17 protein-coding genes and 2 pseudogenes are annotated in these 18,502 nt (G+C 40.7%); 18 read left to right on the top strand and 1 reads right to left on the bottom strand.

Annotated features, from left to right (window positions below):
* The 16 genes and pseudogenes from HNQ82_RS12010 to HNQ82_RS12085 form a co-directional block, all read left to right on the top strand.
* Positions 1 to 2,539: pseudogene (locus tag HNQ82_RS12010) on the top strand (metal-dependent peptidase); the annotation flags it as partial.
* Positions 2,536 to 2,823, top strand: a complete 288-nt coding sequence (locus HNQ82_RS12015) for an EscU/YscU/HrcU family type III secretion system export apparatus switch protein (RefSeq protein ID WP_032101241.1) — start codon at positions 2,536 to 2,538, stop codon at positions 2,821 to 2,823. The pseudogene HNQ82_RS12010 and the gene HNQ82_RS12015, both read left to right, overlap by 4 nt.
* A gap of 58 nt (positions 2,824 to 2,881) precedes the next feature.
* Entirely contained in the window at positions 2,882 to 3,295 is a 414-nt protein-coding gene (gene fliS, locus HNQ82_RS12020; RefSeq protein ID WP_183249900.1) for a flagellar export chaperone FliS, read from the top strand.
* A gap of 13 nt (positions 3,296 to 3,308) precedes the next feature.
* Entirely contained in the window at positions 3,309 to 5,714 is a 2,406-nt protein-coding gene (locus HNQ82_RS14790; protein WP_183249902.1) for a flagellin N-terminal helical domain-containing protein, read from the top strand.
* An 81-nt stretch (positions 5,715 to 5,795) separates the two neighbouring features.
* Entirely contained in the window at positions 5,796 to 6,233 is a 438-nt protein-coding gene (locus HNQ82_RS12030; RefSeq protein WP_183249904.1) for a YaaR family protein, read from the top strand.
* An 11-nt stretch (positions 6,234 to 6,244) separates the two neighbouring features.
* Positions 6,245 to 6,652, top strand: a complete 408-nt coding sequence (locus HNQ82_RS12035) for a TIGR03826 family flagellar region protein (protein ID WP_183249906.1) — start codon at positions 6,245 to 6,247, stop codon at positions 6,650 to 6,652.
* A 63-nt stretch (positions 6,653 to 6,715) separates the two neighbouring features.
* Positions 6,716 to 6,973: a flagellar biosynthesis anti-sigma factor FlgM gene (flgM, locus tag HNQ82_RS12040; RefSeq protein WP_032101236.1), complete on the top strand. Its 258-nt coding sequence runs from the start codon at positions 6,716 to 6,718 to the stop codon at positions 6,971 to 6,973.
* Positions 6,973 to 7,440, top strand: a complete 468-nt coding sequence (locus HNQ82_RS12045) for a flagellar protein FlgN (protein WP_281380830.1) — start codon at positions 6,973 to 6,975, stop codon at positions 7,438 to 7,440. Before flgM ends, HNQ82_RS12045 begins: the two co-directional genes overlap by 1 nt.
* A 12-nt stretch (positions 7,441 to 7,452) precedes the next feature.
* The gene (gene flgK, locus HNQ82_RS12050; protein ID WP_183249909.1) at positions 7,453 to 8,994 is read left to right on the top strand and encodes a flagellar hook-associated protein FlgK; all 1,542 of its coding nucleotides are present in this window, start codon (positions 7,453 to 7,455) and stop codon (positions 8,992 to 8,994) included.
* An 11-nt stretch (positions 8,995 to 9,005) separates the two neighbouring features.
* Positions 9,006 to 9,887, top strand: coding sequence for a flagellar hook-associated protein FlgL (flgL, locus tag HNQ82_RS12055; protein ID WP_183249911.1), 882 nt, complete (start codon positions 9,006 to 9,008; stop codon positions 9,885 to 9,887).
* 12 nt (positions 9,888 to 9,899) lie between these two features.
* Positions 9,900 to 10,454 carry a DUF6470 family protein gene (locus tag HNQ82_RS12060; protein ID WP_183249913.1) on the top strand — a complete coding sequence of 185 codons (555 nt, stop codon included), beginning with the start codon at positions 9,900 to 9,902 and terminating at the stop codon, positions 10,452 to 10,454.
* Positions 10,455 to 10,467: 13 nt separating this feature from the next.
* Positions 10,468 to 10,905 carry a flagellar assembly protein FliW gene (fliW, locus tag HNQ82_RS12065; RefSeq protein ID WP_183249915.1) on the top strand — a complete coding sequence of 146 codons (438 nt, stop codon included), beginning with the start codon at positions 10,468 to 10,470 and terminating at the stop codon, positions 10,903 to 10,905.
* A 12-nt stretch (positions 10,906 to 10,917) separates the two neighbouring features.
* Positions 10,918 to 11,160 carry a carbon storage regulator CsrA gene (gene csrA, locus HNQ82_RS12070; protein ID WP_183249916.1) on the top strand — a complete coding sequence of 81 codons (243 nt, stop codon included), beginning with the start codon at positions 10,918 to 10,920 and terminating at the stop codon, positions 11,158 to 11,160.
* Positions 11,157 to 11,342, top strand: coding sequence for a hypothetical protein (locus HNQ82_RS12075; protein WP_032101229.1), 186 nt, complete (start codon positions 11,157 to 11,159; stop codon positions 11,340 to 11,342). The genes csrA and HNQ82_RS12075 overlap by 4 nt, the downstream gene beginning before the upstream one ends.
* Before the next feature lie 139 nt (positions 11,343 to 11,481).
* On the top strand, positions 11,482 to 12,201 hold the full coding sequence (locus tag HNQ82_RS12080; RefSeq protein WP_183249918.1) for a flagellin N-terminal helical domain-containing protein: 720 nt from the start codon (positions 11,482 to 11,484) through the stop codon (positions 12,199 to 12,201).
* A gap of 348 nt (positions 12,202 to 12,549) precedes the next feature.
* Positions 12,550 to 12,666 (top strand): annotated as a pseudogene (locus HNQ82_RS12085) (flagellin); the annotation flags it as partial.
* A gap of 403 nt (positions 12,667 to 13,069) precedes the next feature.
* Here the strand turns inward: HNQ82_RS12085 and HNQ82_RS12090 are convergent.
* A complete protein-coding gene (locus HNQ82_RS12090) occupies positions 13,070 to 13,921 on the bottom strand; it encodes a DNA endonuclease (protein WP_183249920.1) in 852 nt (283 codons plus the stop codon).
* 236 nt (positions 13,922 to 14,157) lie between these two features.
* Between HNQ82_RS12090 and HNQ82_RS12095 the strand changes: the two genes are divergently transcribed.
* Positions 14,158 to 16,080: a tetratricopeptide repeat-containing glycosyltransferase family 2 protein gene (locus tag HNQ82_RS12095; RefSeq protein ID WP_246349040.1), complete on the top strand. Its 1,923-nt coding sequence runs from the start codon at positions 14,158 to 14,160 to the stop codon at positions 16,078 to 16,080.
* Between the two features lie 67 nt (positions 16,081 to 16,147).
* Positions 16,148 to 18,445, top strand: a complete 2,298-nt coding sequence (locus tag HNQ82_RS12100) for a CDP-glycerol glycerophosphotransferase family protein (RefSeq protein ID WP_183249924.1) — start codon at positions 16,148 to 16,150, stop codon at positions 18,443 to 18,445.
* The last annotated feature ends 57 nt before the right edge of the window (positions 18,446 to 18,502 follow it).

Consider the following 18,502-nt stretch of genomic DNA (forward strand, 5'->3'; position numbering starts at 1 on the left):
CGTGGAAGCCCGACAACAGCTCGTGCAAGCATTACGTGTAGTGGAAGAAGCAGTCACAACTGAAGTGTTACAAGAGGCGAAAGAAGCGTTGCGAGCGAATACTGCAGCGACAAAGGTAGAAACAAAAGAAGCCCAGCTAAAACAAGTGGCAGAGGTACGGAAGCAAGCAGAAATTACCCCGACGGTGAAAGCGATGGATTCGCAAGTGAGAGAGGTCGCTCGTACCTTACCAACGGATCAGGGAGAGAAAGTGGTTCGTGCCCTTGAACAGTCGAAACAGCTAGAGACAACGGGACGCAGCGTGGAAGCCCGACAACAGCTCGTGCAAGCATTACGTGTAGTGGAAGAAGCAGTCACAACTGAAGTGTTACAAGAGGCGAAAGAAGCGTTGCGAGCAAATACGCCATCGACAACGTTAGAAACAAAAGAAGCCCAGCTAAAACAAGTGGCAGAGGTACGGAAGCAAGCAGAAAGCGCCTCGACGGTGAAAGCGGTGGAGACGCCAGTGAGGGAGCTTGTTCGTGCATTACCAACGGATCAGGGAGAGAAAGTGGCTCGTGCCCTTGAACAGTCGAAACAGCTAGAGACAACGGGACGCAGCGTGGAAGCCCGTCAACAGCTCGTGCAAGCGCTACGTGTAGTGGAAGAAGCAGTCACAACTGAAGTGTTACAAGAGGCGAAAGAAGCGTTGCGAGCAAATACGCCATCGACAACGTTAGAAACAAAAGAAGCCCAGCTAAAACAAGTGGCAGAGGTACGGAAGCAAGCAGAAAGCGCCTCGACGGTGAAAGCGATGGAGACGCCAGTGAGGGAGCTTGTTCGTGTATTACCAGCCGAGCAAGCAGAAAAAGTCATGCGTGCATTAAACCAAGCGAAGTTGTTTGAAACGGTTGGACGTAGTGAGGAAGCCCGGCAACAACTCGTGCAAACGTTACGTTCGATTGAACAACAGGTTGCGCCTGAACATGTCAATCGCGCAAACATGATTGCTGATCGCCTCGAGCAGCAAGCGATGACGTTGACAGAAGCGGTTCGTCAGCTACAAGCTGATACTACACTTGCGAAACAACCAAATATGGCTCAAACGCTTCAGCAAGCAACACAAATGTTAGACAAACAACGTCAACAGTTGTTAACTGCCCTTACGACAAAAGAAAGTGAACAACGTGCAACAAATGACGTTCGTGCGATCATCGCCCAAGCGATGAAAACGATGCAAAAGGAGCCAAACGTCAAAGAAGCGCTGCAAATGGCACGGGTGCAACTTGCCCAACATATGGAACCTTCCATTCATGAAGTGTTTGCTCGTGCGGAACAGCTGGCAGATGAAGGTCGCGAAATGGCCGCAAGACAAACGGTCGTCCAAGCGCTGCAACAAGTCGAACGGACGTTGTCAACAAACGATGCATCGTCACCTGCTGATGAGGCGTACGAATTGTTGAGCGCGCTCGGTTTACAGTCAAAAGATATCATTGTTCAAACGGTAACGAAACGAATGGCAGAAGCAGCGAAGCAGTTTCAACAAACGAAGCGCGATATGATGCGAAATTTAGATGCGATTGATCGTCTTATTGCTCAATACAAGCAAGCGGCGCGGCCACAAGCAAATCAGCTGTTAGAAACGACGATTAAACAGCTTGACCAAACGATTTTAAAAAGTGATGCGATGTTGTTTGCGGATATGACGATGGAGAAAAAATTACTGCAAGCCAGTTCGCAATTAGCGGAGGCGAAAAAGCTATTAGATAAAGGACAAACGACAGAAGCGCAAAAAATCGTGAAACAAGTAAAAAGCACGCTCGAACAAATGCAATTTAAGCCATCGGATGTGAAAGTGAAACATTTTGTTGAAGCGCAGTCGCTAAAACAGCAAGCGCCAGAGCGAGCGTTACTCACGCAATGGAACGAGATCGTCCAACCTGAGCCGTCCGCGCGCCACATGCTGCAAACAATTCGTCGCCTCGGTTTCATGCATGAAGCGGATGTTGCCAATACGCTCGTGTTTAACGGCGAAAGTGAACAGGCTGAAGAAACGATGAAAGGGCTTCTTATGAAATTAGCACAAACGGGTGGCGAAGCAGCGAAACAAGCTGAACAAGCATTGACGAATATGACAGGGCAACAGCTGCTAAATAAAAACGACCAAGGAAGCGCGATGCAAACGCTCTTTTTCACGATTCCACTGCTGCTGCAAAAAGAAGTGAAAGACGTAAAAGTGTACGTCAATGCGCGAAACGATGGGAAACGAGTTGACTGGGAAAACTGCAGCTTATACTTTTTACTTGAAACAAAAAAGCTCGGGGATGTGGGCGTATTATTAAGCGCAAACGAACGGACGATTTCCGTAACGTTTCGCAACGATCGCGAAGATTTCGCTGAACGTATGCGCCCGCTCGTCGAAACTGCTACGAAGCGCCTTGAAGAAATCGGCTACCGCGTCGGAAACGTACAATTTACAACGTTTGCGAAAATTGAAGAAAAGCAGAACGATCCAAAACGCGCAACATGGACGGAGAAAGGATATGATTTTACAATATGATGTACTTTAACCAAAAGCGAAAGCGAGAAATAAACGGTCCATCCGCTGCGGTCATTCGCTATGAACAAGGAGATAAAGCTCCGACCGTCGTCGCCCACGGGCGCGGCTACGTCGCTGAAAAAATTATTGACCTTGCGAAACAAAACGGAGTACCGATTGAACAAGATGCCGCGCTCGTCCAACATTTGCTTGACCTTGACCTCGGTGATACGATTCCACCGCAATTGTATGCAGTTATCGCAGAAATTTTAATTTTAATTGAAAAAATGGAACGAAACTATTAAACAATAAAAAATCGTGACGATAAATAAAGTAGGTGAACGACAAAAGGGGAGTGAGCGCGTGGAGTTTTTAACTGAAGAAGTGGTGTATAAAAAAACGCCGCAACAATTAACAGCGCTACTTTATGAAGGATTAATTGAAAGTGTAGAACAAGCGATCGCAAGCACAAAAAAGGGCGACTATATCCATGCAAATAGACGCTTGCAAAAGGCAAACGATATTTTACGTCGTCTTGGCGTCGGTTTGAAGTACGACGCTGGCATTATCGCCCATCAATTAGATGTGCTATACAACTATATGGCAGAACGCCTTATTGACGCAAATATGAAAAAAGATGTAGGAATTATGCAGGAAGTGCTAACGATCGCCAAAGACATTGCGACCGCATGGAATGAGGCGTTGAAAAAACAACCGACAACGAATGTCGCAGCGAAAAAAGCAGCGGCATACGAACAATTTATCATGACGGAGTGAAGGAGAGAGAAACATGAGAATTAACCATAACATCCAAGCATTAAACGCTTATCGTAATTTGGCAGTAAACCAATCAAACACAGCGAAAAACTTAGAAAAACTTTCTTCTGGCTTGCGCATTAATCGCGCCGCAGACGACGCAGCTGGGTTAGCGATTTCTGAAAAAATGCGCTCGCAAATTCGCGGTTTAGAAGTAGCAGAACGCAATGCGTTAGATGCCATTTCGTTAATTCAAACAGCGGAGGGGGCGCTGAACGAAGTACACAGTATTTTGCAACGTATGAGAGAATTGGCGGTGCAAGCGGCGAATGATACGAATACGGTAGAAGACAGAGAAGCGATTCAAAAAGAAATCAACCAGTTAACATCTGAAATTAACAGAATCGGTAACTCTACTGAATATAATACGAAAAAGTTGTTAAACGAATCTGTGTCTAGCAGTGCAAGAAGTGTCAAAATTGACGCAACTAACTTTTCGAGCGGAGGAACAACCATTAATGGCTCGAGTATGCAATTGGATCCAAAAAGTACAATAGTGCCTGGAAATTATAAAGTGAAAATTGAAGATGTAGTAACAAAAACGCTTCAAAATGTAGATCCAATTACGGGTGGAGTTCAAAATATTACTTTAGATCCTTCTTCTACTTTGGTGATCGGCAATACGTATGGAGTAAAAATTGAGCAGGAAAACGTCAAGACAATTACTAATAACCCAGCATCATCTCCAATGATTGATGCCGTTTCAATTGCGCCGAACTCTCCGTTGAATGATGGATCGGTCACGCTTTATGTGAAAAGAGAGAATACAGTAACAGGCTTTAATGCAGGAGGAACAGGATTAACAGGCGTTCAAATTACATCAGCTGATCCTAATGTGAGTCCGACAGATACATTTGCTGTAAAAACGATCAATAAAGCGTCAGGTGTGACAGCAGGGACAGCAACTGGCACATACATCAGCAACGTGACAATTGACCCTGCTAAATTTACCTATAAAGGTGAAGATTTTAGATTAGTGTATGCAGAAACTTCAGCTGGTTCAGGTAAATTTACTGTCACATTACAAGATAAAAGTGGAACGATACTATCTGAACCTGTTATTTTAGATGACAATCAGCAAAACTATGAATTTTACGACTCATCTGGTAATAAGCTAGGTGTATCTTTTACTACTGATAGTGATATTAATAATAAATTAAATACCAATAGCGAAAACGGTAATTACAACGAATTTGATATTACCATTGAGTTATCTTTAGAAAAAAATGGTGTGCAAATTGGTACAGCTACATTACTTCCAACAGATGCGACTGTAGGGAATGTCACAATTAATGGCTCGGACGGAATCACATATGAAATTAGCCATAACGGATATGGAAATACAACTGGGAATGAAACAGCTAATTTTGGTATTCAAAGTTCGTTAAGCTATTCGACTGACGGTACTAATTATACTTCTTTTAACGTTGATGACGATCTAACTCTTAATGGTGGAATTTTTGTTGATACAGCAGATAATGTAAGTGATTATCCAACAGGAGTAACGTCTATTACAATTGATGTTGGCACAACTACAGCGTATACAGCGAAACTTGTCGACTCGTCATTTAATCAGGTGGCAGGTACACCGACGATTGTTGTCAATGATAATGGCAACTATTCATTTGGAGGTAATACAGGCGTTTCCTTTACAACAGGGACGTTATCTGCAGGCACTCGTATGTTTACTGTTGGAGCAAATACAACAACGAAAGCAACTTTAAGCACGAACGGAATCGATATCGAAACATTAAACAATATTGCACCAAACTCCAAATTACAATTCCACAATGGCGATTTAATGATGGATATTGGTGCACTTACTAATGGGGAAGCAACGTTTGCAATTACGGGCGGAACGATTGATCAGTCGTTGAAAATCCAAATTGGCGCCAATGAAGGGCAAACGTTAAACATTGGAATTGATGATATGCGTGCGCTAGCATTGAAATTGTCTAGCAATACAGCAGGTGCATCTGTTTCTTTTCAAAACAATTTAGGTGAAACGCTTATTGCCTATTACACAAGCGTTCCTAATGTAAATAACGGAGATTCAAGTAGCAATACAGAATATGCACTTGACGTAACAGCGCATGAAAAAGCTGCCGCTGCTGTAAAAGTATATGATTATGCAATCTCGAGAATTTCAGAACAGCGTTCGAATTTAGGTGCGATTCAAAACCGTCTCGAGCACACGATCAACAACTTAAAAACAGCTCACGAAAACTTAACGTCGTCTGAGTCTCGTATTCGCGATACAGATATGGCGATGGAGATGACGAACTTTACGAAAAACAACATTTTAAACCAAGCGGCACAGGCGATGCTCGCGCAATCAAACCAATTGCCGCAAGGAATTTTACAATTGTTAAAAAGCTAATGGGTAAAAAGGGTAGGTCGATGCGACCTCGCCCTTTTTTTGTAACTGTGGCATAATAAAAAGAAAAAGGTGTGAACGATGATGGAAGTGCAAAAAGTGTCCCGTGCATCGTTGAATCGTGTCGAGAAAAAAGATGATGCACCAATGGAATCGGTGTCGTTTACGGAAGTGATGCATAAGAAAAAAAGTGATGTGTTATTTGAACGTTTTCAAACGATGGCGCAAGAAATTGAATCGCAAGGGAAAAAGTTAGCGGAGTCGCAAACGGTTGAAGATTTAAAAAAATATAAAAAGTTAGTGAAACAATTTTTAGACGATGCGGTGAAAAATAGTTTGCAGCTTGAAGAACAGCGCGGGTTTAGCCGCGGGGGGCGCACGAAAATTTATAAGCTTGTGAAAGAAGTCGACCAGAAGCTCGTCGAACTAACAAACGCTGTATTAGAAAAAGAGAAAAAAGGGCTCGATTTGCTCGGGCTTGTCGGTGAAATTCAAGGATTGATTATTAATATATATACGTAAGGGGGAGTAACATGTTAGATAACTGCCCGAAATGTGGAAGTTTGTTTGTGCGGACGCAATTTCGCGACGTATGTGACGCATGTTATAAAGAGGAAGAAAAATTGTTTGAAAAGGTGTACGCATTTATTCGAAAACGGGAAAATCGCACGGCAACGATGCCTCAAGTTGTTGATGCGACAGGAGTAGAGGAAGCGCTAATTATTAAATGGATTAAAAAAGGGCGATTACAGCTCGTTCATTTTCCAAACCTCGGTTATCCGTGCGAAAAGTGTGGGGCAACGATTCGTGAAGGTCGGTTATGTGCTAAGTGTATTGGTGGCATCCAAAAAGAGATGACAAAAATTCAACAAGAAGAGGAGCGACAAAAACAAGCGAAACGCCAGACGACGTACTTTACCGAACGCCGAAAAGATGACTAAACATTTTTTTGTTTTAGCCGATAATAAACATAGGAGAAGAACGGAAAAAAGTGAGGTGGAAACATGAAAATTAATCGCATTCAACCGATGAACGTCAATCCGTATGAGCGGACGTCACGTGTCGAAAAGCCGACAAAAGCGACAAAAAAGATGGATCAAGTTGAAATTTCAAGTGCGGCGAAGGAATTGCAAGAAGCAGCAAAGTTTTCTTCGGAACGGTTAGAAAAAGTGGAACAGTTAAAATCAGAAGTGCAAGCAGGCACGTATGAAATCGATGCGCGGGCGATTGCAGAAAGTGTACTGCGCTATTATAAACGGTAATGGAGCGAGCGAACATGATTGATTTGATGCAAAAGTTGCTGACGTTTCATCGTGGCTTATTGCAGCTAGCAGAACAAAAAACAGAAGCGATTAAAAAAAGCGACATCGGTACGTTGCAACAAATGATGACGAAAGAACAAAAATATGTGATGGCCATTCGGCAGCTAGAAAGCGAACGAATGAGCCTTCTTTCACATATGTCTGAAGAAGAACGAACGGTGAGTCGATATGCTGAACAGTTGGAAGAAAAAGAACGAACAAAGCTACTCCAACTAGCCAATGAACTAAGCGACACGATCGCGCGGCTAAAAGCGCAAAATGAACGGAATATGCAGCTGCTGCAACAGTCGCTCCAATTTATTCATTTTACGTTAGATTTGATGATACCGAACGAACAAGATGTTACGTATGACCCGAAGCGAACGGATGAATTGCCGCCAAGGTCGTCATTTGAAGCGAAAACGTAAGGGGGTTTTTTTGTGCTTTCGACATTTCATGGGTTGGAAACAGTACGGCGCGGGATGACTGCCCAGCAGCAAGCGCTATACGTCACCGGTCATAATATCGCAAACGCCAACACGCCAGGCTATTCGCGCCAGCGCGTCAACTTCGAACAAACGCCGCCGTATCCGTTTGCGTCGAAAAACCGTCCCGTCATGCCAGGACAAATGGGAACAGGTGTGGAAGGCGGCACGGTGCAACGCATGCGGGAAGAATTTTTAGATGTCCAATATCGCGGAGAAAACATGAAATACGGCTATTGGAATACGCGTGCGGAAGCATTGTATAAAATGGAAGAAATTATGAACGAACCATCAGACGAAGGGTTAGCGAAAACGCTTGATCGTTTTTGGCAGTCGCTACAAGATTTAGCTGTGAACCCTTCAAACTCAGGTGCTCGTTCTGTCGTTCGTCAGCGCGGCATTGCGGTAGCAGAGACGTTTCATTATTTATCTAGTTCACTCAAATCGATTCGCGATGATTTAAAAAATGAGTTGGATGTCACGGTGAAAGCAGTAAACTCTTTAGCTCGTCAGCTCAATGATATAAACAAACAAATTAGCGAAGTCGAAGTGCACGGATATTTGCCGAACGATTTATATGATGAGCGCAATCGGCTTTTAGATGAATTGTCGCAATATGTAAATGTGAAAGTTACGCCTGTGTCCAGTGGTGGAAGCTCCTTAAAAATTGCGGAAGGACGTTTTACGGTAGAACTAGTGGATCGAACAGGAAGCACTGTGATTGGCACGCTTGTTGATGGACGATTAGGACAAGTAAATGAGTTCCAACTGAGCTATCAAGACAATGTGACAAAAACAGGGCCAATTGTTGGCTTCTCACTTGGTAATACAACGTTTTCAACATTTGAACGTTTGAAGGAAAATGGAAAAATAGGTGCTCTTCTTTATTCGTATGGGTATAGCGAAGATGGGGGTACAACGACGAAAGGATTATATCCTGAAATGTTAGGCGATTTAAACGCCATGGCGAAAGCGTTCGCGGATCAGTTTAATGCAGTTCATTCAAGTGGATTTAGTGTAACAGAAATAAAAAATAATGTCACGATCCCAGGTTCAAAACCATTTTTTACTTATGATCCAAATGATCCAGCTGGAACATTTGATGTTGCACAAATCATTAAAGATTCGCTCGATAACATTGCCGCGTCAGCAACGGGTCAAATGGGCGATGGAAGTAACGCCCAAGCGCTAGCTGAAGTGAAAAATGGGATGATGAATATTGCTGGAAACACAACAACGATTCAAAACTTTTATGAAAGTTTAATTGGACAAATGGCAGTCAACGCGCAAGAAGCGAAACGGTTATCTGAAAATAGTGAAGTGCTTCGCCAATCCGTTGATGAACGTCGCCAGTCGGTCAGCTCCGTATCGCTTGATGAAGAGATGATGAACATGATGAAATTCCAGCATGCCTATAACGCCTCTGCGCGTATGATTACAATGATCGATCAAATGTTGGATAAAATTATTAATAATATGGGCATCGTCGGAAGGTAGGTGAGTAATCGATGCGCGTGACACAAATGATGTTAGCGAACAATACGCTTCGCAACGTGAGTAAAAGCTATGACAAACTTGGTACGTATCAACAACAACTAGCAACAGGGAAAAAAATTCATCGTCCGTCTGAAGATCCAGTCGTTGCGATGAAAGGGATGCATTACCGTACGAGTTTAACTGAAATTGAGCAGTTTCAACGCAATCTTTCAGAGGCGTACACGTGGATGGAAAATTCGGAATCTGCGCTCAATCATACGACAAACGTTTTGCAGCGCGCCCGTGAGCTTGTCGTTCAGGCGAAAAATGGCACGCTCGGTTCGGAAGACCGCCAAGCGATCGCCCGCGAAATTGAACAGCTGAAAAAAGACTTAGTACAAGTCGCTAACACGAAAGTAGCAGGCAAATACATTTTCAACGGGACAAAAATTGAACAAGCGCCTGTGACGGATGGAACACCGCCAACTGTCGACAATAACAACGATGATTTTATGATCGAAGTAGCAAAAGGGGTTAAATTAAAAATTAATGTCACGCCAGACAATGTGTTTAACCAAGGTTTGTTTAATACGTTGCAGGATATTGAAAATGTGTTAAATGGCACATCAACATCAGGAAAAACTTTAGATAACTTATTATCCGATTTAGATAATCATTTAAACGACGTACTCGCAGAGCGTGCAGAGCTCGGTGCGCGCGTCAACCGTTTAGAGCTTGTTGAACAGCGTTTATCCGAGCAACAACTCATCGCGAAACGAATGATTTCTGATAACGAAGATGCGGACATTGAAAAAATTATTACCGAGCTGAAGTCACAAGAAAGCGTACATCGCGCGGCACTCTCTGTCGGTGCGCGCATCATTCAACCGACGCTCGTTGACTTTTTGCGTTAAGGGTGAGTTGAAATGAAAATTCCACAATTGACGATGCAAGCGACATTTCCGCAGCTTTCGATGACGATTGAGCGCGGATTTATGCATATGCGTCAGTCGCAAGCAGACATGTCGATCGAGCAGCCGCAACCGCAAGTGGAGATGAAAACGACGCCTCCTCGCCTGACGATTGATCAAACGGAGGCTCGTGCCGATGTCGATTTGAAACATATTTTTCGCCGCATTGAAGAAGCAGCGCAAGAAGGGTATGCGAGCTGGCTATCATATTTAGAAACGACAGCGATACAAGGCGATGAATTAATGCGCATTGAACAAGGTGGTGATGTACTTGCGCTTCAAGCGCAAGCAAATAGCGAGCGTCCACCTTTTGACTATAACGTTGGGCTTATTCCACGCCCATTTAGTGTGAAAATTGGCTTTGAACCGGGGCGGCTCGATATGAATTGGCAAACGTTTAGTGCTCGCATTCATATCGAGCCACGCCCTGTGCAAATCGATTATAAACCAAACGTTGTGCATATTGACTTGGCGCGTCACAACAACTTGCGCATTGACGTGACCGTATAAATGAGGGATGAAAATGAACATTGAAACGAAATATCACGGAACGGTTCAACTTTCCGACATGGCGATCGTTTCGTTTGAAAACGGGTTACCGGGCTTTGAACATGAAAAACAATTTGCATTGTTGCCGATTCACGATTCGCCATTTACGATTTTACAATCGGTGCAAAATAAAGATGTGGCATTTGTCATGATTGAGCCGTTTTCTTACTTTCCAACGTACGAAATCGAATTGGACGATACGACGTGTGACCAATTGAAAATAAAAAAAGAAAACGATGTGGCGCTATACGTCATTTTAACGGTCGCAGAACCGTTTACAAATACGACAGCGAACTTACAAGCGCCTGTCGTCATTAACGCTCACGAACGAATCGGGAAGCAAGTCATTTTAACAAATACGACGTATAAAACGAAACACCGACTTTTTCCAGAAACGGTTGAGGCGAAATAAGGAGGCGAGAATATGCTTGTATTAACGCGCAAATTAAAAGAAGCGATTCAAATCGGCGATGACATCGAGGTCGTCGTTCTCGCCATCGATGGCGATCAAGTAAAACTTGGCATTCGCGCACCGAAGCACGTGGATGTGCATCGAAAAGAAATATATCTCGCCATTCAACAAGAAAACAACGCAGCATCACTCGCCTCTGCCAATTCGCTTCAACAACTATCTGATCAATTAAAGAAAGGAGGGAAGAAACAATGAGCGTTAGCATCGGCGGTGTTCACGTCCCTGGCGTTATCGCACGCATCGTTCAAGACAATAAAGCGATCGCGGAACAAGCATTAAATGAAATTGTTAACAAACATAAAGACGATCCAGCTCGCATCGTCAAAGAAATTCAACAACCATCGCCGTTTTCACAATTTCTTGACATTAAGGTATAAAATTTTTTTCTCAACCTATTAAACTTTGAAAAAAAGAGCCGATAATAAATGTGAGAGCAAGAAAGAAGGGCGGCCGACTTCCATCTTGCCAACTAAAATACCACAAGGACGTGGACAAACATTCAAGGAGGAATGAACAATGAGAATTAATCACAACATTGCGGCGTTAAATACGCATCGCCAGTTAACAATGGGAACAAGCGCAGCAGCAAAAAATATGGAGAAGTTGTCGTCTGGTCTTCGCATTAACAAAGCTGGCGATGATGCAGCAGGTCTTGCGATTTCGGAAAAAATGCGCGGACAAATTCGCGGCTTAGAAATGGCAGCGAAAAACTCACAAGATGCGATCTCGTTAATCCAAACAGCAGAAGGTGCATTGAACGAAACACATGCCATCCTTCAACGCATGCGTGAGTTAGCGGTACAAGGTGCGAACGACACAAACACAACAATTGACCGCGACCAAATTCAAAAAGAATTGAACCAATTAATTTCAGAAATTGACCGTATTTCGAGCACGACACAATTTAACACAAAGAACTTGCTTGACGGTTCTTTAAATGCGACGTTCCAAGTTGGAGCGAATAGCGGTCAGATTATTAATTTAACGATTGCAACAATGAACTCTACAGCTTTAACAGTTGATGGAGGAAGTATTTCTGTCGGTTCAAACGCATTGGCTAGTGCATCGATTGCTAATATTGATAATGCAATCAACGCTGTGTCACAAGAGCGTTCAAAACTTGGTGCATTGCAAAACCGCTTAGAGTACACAATTAACAACTTATCTACTTCTGCAGAAAACTTAACAGCTGCAGAATCTCGTATTCGCGACGTAGATTATGCTTTAGCCGCTTAAGCGGCGACAAGCACAGTCGTCCTAGCTGGAAACGGTTAGGAGTATAACCGGGTGAATTGCTGGAATCCCCTGAGAGCCTTTAGTGCCACAACGAAGCTGGAAACGGCAAGCGTGATGGCGTGAAAAAGCTAAAGGATTGGGCAACCAGCAGCCAAGCTCCTGTGAGGAAACTCTGGAGAAGGTTCAACGACTAGGACATACCACCTAAGGCGAGAGCTATGGTGATGAAGTCCGTAGGGTGAATAGGATGCTCCATCGTCCTAGATCATTCGAAGTGCCCGGCCCCTACCTAGCGAAAAGCTAGCGGGTGAAGAGATAGTCTAGTCATTTGTGAAAGCAAATGTTCGCACGATGGCGAAAGAAATGATGGAGTTTACGAAAAACAACATTCTTACACAAGCAGCACAAGCGATGTTGGCTCAATCCAATCAAATGCCACAAGGTGTATTGCAGTTACTTCGTTAATTTGATTGGAAGGGCGTCTTAGCTGGAAACGGCTAAGAGGATGACTGGGTGAATTGCTGGGAAGCCCTAAAGCTTTCCTTGCCACAACGAAGCTGGAAACAGCAAGCGTGACGGCCTGAAAAAAGGAAAGATGCTACAATGGGCAATCAGCAGCCAAGCTCCTGTGAGGAAACTCTGGAGAAGGTTCAACGACTAGGACATACCACCTAAGGCGAGAGCTATGGTGATGAAGTCCGTAGGGGAAATCCCCGAAGTGCCCAGCCCTTCGCTAGCTAATGGCTAGAAAGGTGAAGATATAGTCTACACAACGATCGAAAGACGTTGCGGCATGGCAAGCCAACCAACAACCACAAGGAGTATTGCAATTACTCCGTTAATGAAGCAACAAGAGACCTTAGGCTTTCTAAGGTCTCTTGTTTATTTCTCTCCATTTGTACGTAACAGACCAGTAGCTCCGTTGCAATGCGTTTGCAATTTCTTGAACAGTTGCTCCATCCTTTTTCATCTTTTTTATAAGCTGTATTTCTTCTTCGGTGTAATTTTTCCAACGATCAGAGTTGCTTACTAAAACCTTAAAATCAGGGTACTTACTTTTCCATTTTGCATTTTCTATTTGCAAACGCTCGTTCCAATTTGTTTTATAATACATGGATGGGCAATCGATCGTAATAGGAGAAATAAGATCTAAAAATAAGAATGTTTCTTTTACAGATGTCGTTTTCAAAATTACCCCCTGTCCATCTTTTCGTCTGCTTAATTGAAATTTTATATCAAAGGTGTGAAAGATGTGTTGTTGTAATTGCTGAAGTTCGGTTGCTGTGTAGCATTGTAAGTAGAGATAGATGTGCGGTGTTAAGTAAATCTGTTTTTTTCGAATATTTATTCTTGAAGAGATGCAAAGAGCCCCATCATCCATGTACAAGAAAGCAAGAAAGTGCGGAAGCGTGCAATATGATAACAAACGTACTGGAACACGTTTTACTCCGTCTTCATCGTAAAAGTGAGCATATAGTGCCGTAAACAGTTGTAAAGAAGCAGAACGAATACATTGACTCCTTGGTGTTATGTACAACAGTTTATCAAAAAATGATATTTTCCACTGTCGATATTCTTTCTGAGCTATTCCAAAATGTTCACGGTAGCTATGATTTTTTCTCCGACTGTTTGAATAGATCTTTGTGATTTCCCCATCACCTATGATACTAGCAATTAAAATATTCTGTTGAATAGGAGTTAATCGCCAGAAATCTTCCATATGGTTTTTCCTCCTAACAAGAACGTGTATTCTTTGTTTTACCCATTGTAACACGTTTTTGAATAGATGTGTGTATTTTTCATTAGACATTCGTCAAAATCTTTTGTTTTAGAAGGTTTCATAAAGCATAAAATGAATAATTACTATATTTGTTTTCTCTCCTCTTAACATCTTCAGCTTTTTATCCGATATAAATAGCAGATGAATACATGAATGAAGAAAGAAGGAAGAGAAAGATGAAGCCGTTTTTATCGTTATGTATGATCGTAAAGAATGAAGAAAAAGTGTTACAACGTTGTTTAGACTCTGTATATGGCGTTGTGGATGAAATCGTTATCGTTGATACAGGTTCAACCGATTTAACGAAAGAAATTGCGTTGAAATATACGAATAAAGTATATGATTTTGAATGGACGAATAGTTTTGCGGATGCGCGCAACTTTGCTCAGCAACAAGCGACTGGAGAATGGATTCTTGTACTCGATGCAGATGAATACGTCGATCAGGCAAATTTAAAAGAAATGATTGATATATTAAAGCAAACGGATGAGAGTGTGGAAGCGTATGACGTTGTCATTTACAATTTTATGGGTGTGTACGGCGAGCGTGTTCTTCAACATCGCCATACGCGTATTTATCGCAACTCCCCACATTTACGATACGATCGAGCCATTCATGAACAGTTGCGGAGAGTAGACGGCGAATACGTTCAAGCTTCGCAAGGAATTTTAACCGTCTACCATACAGGTTATATGCATCAGGCAGTGACAGAAAAGAAAAAACATGACCGCAATGCCCCGCTTCTTGAACACGAAATGAAAGCAGGAGAAAGCGTTGCTTTTGACTATTTTAATTTAGGAAACGAGTATCTTTCTAAAGGTGAAATAGAAAAGGCACTACAATCATTTATTCAAGCATACCAAGAGAAAAAAGATATTCGCTTGAGCTGGGTATCATATTGTCTTGTGCAAATTATTTTATGTTTGAAGTATTTACAAAGGTTTGAAGATGCTTTACAAGTCATCACGGATGCAGAAAATTTATATAGTGAAACAGCTGATTTTCCGTTTTTACGGGGGGAAATTTATTATTTGCAACATCGTTACGATGATGCGATAGAACAGCTTGAATATTTGCTTGAACATAAAAACAAATATCCTCATACGATTAAAACGTTTGAATATGTCGAATATGATCCGCATATGTTGCTCGGACATATGTACAAGCATAAAGGAAATTTACAAAAAGCAATGTATCACTATTCTAGCGCATTGTCTTTCAATCGCAATAGTTACGAGGCACTGTATCATGTGTTGCAGTTGCTAGCACGCGTTCATCGCGAGGAAGAAATTATTCAGTTTGTTGAAAATAAACAATTAGCGAACAATGAGCTATCTATTTTACTTATTTTGCGCATTGCTTCGGTTTTACATTTAGAAAAAGTAGTGCAATGGTACGCTCCGAAGTTAAACGATGAAACTATTCAACATGGTTTTGAAATAAAAATAAATATGTTGCAAAAGCGTTATGAAGAAGCGTTACAACAAATATTAAAAAGCTCCCTATCTCATTTACAAACGTATATTCGAACGGGTGGTCTAGATTTGTACGACTTATTGGTCGTGGCGTTTAAAACAAATGAACTCGATGTTGTTCGCTTATTGCTTCATCTCGTCTCGGAGCAAAAAGAAAAAGAGTTTTTGTTGTTTATGATGAACGAGTTAGAGAAAACTTCATCGCATGAATTTTACTTGCTTTTGCTTGAGCGAACGATTCAACTGAAAGAGTACGAGCTATTTGAACAATTTGGGGGCTTAAAGGATGCATTTGATCGACATATTTATATGAGAATAGCACATTTGCTCTATGAATATGGATTTATCGACTTGGCTATCGAAGTATATCGATCTATAAATGATTTGTATATATGGGATGCTCAAGCATTTGTCAATATGATCGAGGGACTTACTGTAAGAAACGAAATTTCTGATGCTATTCAGTACGGTATGCTTGCATTTAGTTTAGGGCACAAAGATTTCCGGCTTTATAAATATGTCATTGAGTTAATGAAATTGAATGACATGAGGGAAGAGATGAAAAGCATTTTAAGAAAGGCACAAAATATATATCCTGATAGCAAATGGTTAATGAATCAGTAAAATTATTAAAACAGATTGCAATATTCTTAAAAATTAAATAACTTAAAACATGGAAAGGAAACGAGTTATGTTAAAAAAAATATTAATTGGAAGCCCTATTCATCAGAAGGCGAGCATTCTTCAATATTTTTTGTTATCTCTTGAATATTTAAATACCGATGGGTTTGAGGTTCATTATTTGTTTATAGATGATAATGAAAGTGAAGATTCGAGAAATATTCTTTTAGATTTTGCTAAACGTCATCATACTGCTCAAATATTAAGCAGTTCTGATCATCAAAAGTATATTTGTGATGAAAATACACATTACTGGAACGAACATTTAATTTGGAAGGTGGCTCATTTTAAAAATACAATTATTCACACAGCAATTCAAAATAATTTTGACTATCTCTTTCTAATTGACTCTGATATTGTATTACATCCAAATACATTAAAGCAGTTGTTGCATGCTAATAAAGATATTATTTCAAATATTTTCTGGACGAAGTGGCAACCAGACCTTCCAGAGTTACCGCAAGTGTGGGTATTTGATCAATATAGCCAGTATTATTGTAAAAGGGGAGAAAAGTTAAGTACAGAACAAATTCAACAAAGACAGCTCCAGTTTCTACAGATGTTAAAAAAGCCAGGAATATATGAAGTTGGGGGATTGGGAGCATGTACGTTAATAAGTAGAAAAGCGTTAGAAGCTGGAGTAAATTTTAACGAGATAAAAAATGTTTCTTTTTGGGGAGAAGATAGACATTTTTGTATAAGAGCCCAAGCCTTGGGATTTGATTTGTTTGTGGATACACATTATCCGGCTTTTCACATATATAGAGAGTCGGATTTGAAAAAGGCTGAGGAATATTTATGTCAGTGTGTTAAAAGTAATGTGACAGAAGAGTTTTTTTTGACTATTAAAGAATCCATTGAAAGCATAGGTTCTTTTGATTATGAGAGTGGCTATGGGCATTTATCTACTATACATTTCTCAAAACAAATGAGAGAAATTGTTTTAAATCAGATTCAGAGTCAACTAGAAGAAAATATAGCGCGTAAGCTGCAAGTAAAAGCTACTGTTGATGCATGTAAAATTAAGGAGATAGATGTAAAAAGAAAAAAAGGAATCATTTCATTTACTATAACTAATAATGGAACGGAACAGGGAGTCCCCTTCTCCGAAATGTTTTTATGTGAATCTGAGATTATTAGAGAAGGAGGAAAATGGTTTATCAATTCCCTTCTTATTAAAAATGATGAAAAGGATATTACCGGATACCATTTAGAAAGAAAGAAAAAGATTTGTCTAGTATATACAAATCTATCTGGTTCAAACACAATAGCTTTGTATAAGCTGATCCCCGAAGATATTAGGGAAGAATTTGATATTAAACTACTTAAGCAAGATCTATCACAAGAATACTTCAAAGAACTTATAGATAGTGATGCTGTAGTTGTAACCGAGGGGAACTATTTGTTAGATAAAAATAAGTTTAATGAAAAACAACTTGTTATAGATACATGGCACGGATTTCCATTAAAAGCTATGGGTTTTGTCGACAAGGGGGAGAAATACAAGGATCATATAGATAAAGTATGGAAGAATGTTGATATCATCACGTCCTACTCTAAACTATTTAATCATGTTATGAATCAGTGTATTAATACCAATCCCAATAAATATATCGTAACAGGATCACCTCGTAATGACTTTTTGTATTTATGTGATGGAAAGCATAGGTTATCTAAGATGGTAGGTAAAAATTTAAATGGAAAGAAAATTTTGTTATACATGCCTACTTATAGGTTCACCCCTAGAGGAAATCGATACGATGGGAAAAGGGAATGGAATAATCTATTTGATATGTCCGAATTCGATAATGAATTATTTAACAATTTTCTGAAAAATAACGATTTATTACTATTAGTGAAACTACATCCAGCTGAAGAGTCCATAGTAATTGACCATATTCAAGAAAACGAAAATATATTTATTTTAAAAAGTGAGATGCTAGAAAAGAATAGTGTTGATTTATATGAGATTTTAAATGCGGTGGACCTTTTAATTACTGATTACTCGTCGGTGTATTTTGATTACTTATTGTTAAATCGTCCGATGATATTTGTTCCTGTTGATTTACATGAATATGAAAATACAAGGGGGTTATTGTTAGAGCCTTACGAAAGATGGACTCCAGGCTCGAAAGTATTCGACCAACATAGCTTGGAAGAAGAAATTTTAAAAAGTATTTATGATGATACGTATTATAGAGTAGAGAGAGAATATTTATGTGGTCTTATTCACTTTTATAAAGATTCAATGTCTACGAAAAGAGTGTGGGCAGTAATTAAAGAGAATCTTACTAAAATCCATGGGTGAAGTGGGATTTTTAATTAAAATTAAAAGAATGGACTATTTTTTTCAGTGGGGGAGTAA

This window comes from Anoxybacillus tengchongensis (assembly GCF_014201585.1).
Lineage (GTDB): Bacteria > Bacillota > Bacilli > Bacillales > Anoxybacillaceae > Anoxybacillus > Anoxybacillus tengchongensis.